Origin of the sequence: Mesorhizobium sp. M4B.F.Ca.ET.214.01.1.1, assembly GCF_004791545.1 — a bacterium.
Lineage (GTDB): Bacteria > Pseudomonadota > Alphaproteobacteria > Rhizobiales > Rhizobiaceae > Mesorhizobium > Mesorhizobium abyssinicae.
Map to the genome: position 1 here is coordinate 1 of NZ_SRUX01000050.1, position 809 is coordinate 809.

General features: G+C 64.5%; 1 protein-coding gene. It reads left to right on the plus strand.

The window, feature by feature from the left end; genetic code table 11:
- A partial coding sequence (locus EN857_RS33235; RefSeq protein ID WP_135897670.1) for a beta-ketoacyl synthase N-terminal-like domain-containing protein occupies positions 1–809 on the plus strand: 809 nt, incomplete at both ends.

The following is an 809-nucleotide window of genomic DNA, read 5'->3' on the forward strand; positions in this document are numbered from 1 at the left end:
CGCCGCCTCTATGTGGAAAGAGATGCGCGAAGGCCGCTCCGCCATCGGCCCGCTCGCCAATTCCGAGCTTCATGACCTGGAGGGCATGACCGGCGCTGAGATCAAGGCGCTGCCCGAGCACGACATCAACCGGGGGCATCTCATCTCCATGGACCGCTTCAGCTTGCTCGCCGTGCTTGCAGCGCGCGAAGCCATGCGGCAGGCCGGACTTTCCTGCGACGAAGGGAATGCCCATCGCTTCGGCGCGACAGTGGGCGTTGGATTTACCGGTTCATACGCAACAGAACAAACTTACCGCTCACTGCTTTTGGGTAGCGCAATCCGTGCTGAACTCTTCACTGGAGTAAAGGTGATGCCCAGCGCCGCTTCCGTCCATCTTAGCTTGCGCCTCGGCTTGCGCGGGCCGGTGTTCGGGGTGACCTCCGCATGTGCCTCGGCCAACCATGCGATCGCCTCGGCGGTGGATCAGATCAAGCTGGGCCGGGCCGACGTAATGGTTTCCGGGGGCAGCGACGCACCCTTCGCATGGGGCGTGCTGAAAGCATGGGAAGCAATGCGCGTGCTTTCACCCGATACCTGCCGGCCCTTCTCCGCCGATAGGAAGGGCCTGGTGCTGGGCGAGGGTGCGGGCATGGCCGTGCTGGAAAGCTACGAGCATGCCACGAGGCGTGGTGCCACAATTCTTGCCGAGATCGCCGGCGTCGGCCTTTCCGCCGATGCCTTCCACATCGCCGCGCCATCTGTCGAGGGGCCAGCGTCGGCGATGCGCGCCTGCCTTGCCGATGCCGGGCTGAATGCCGAGGACGTCG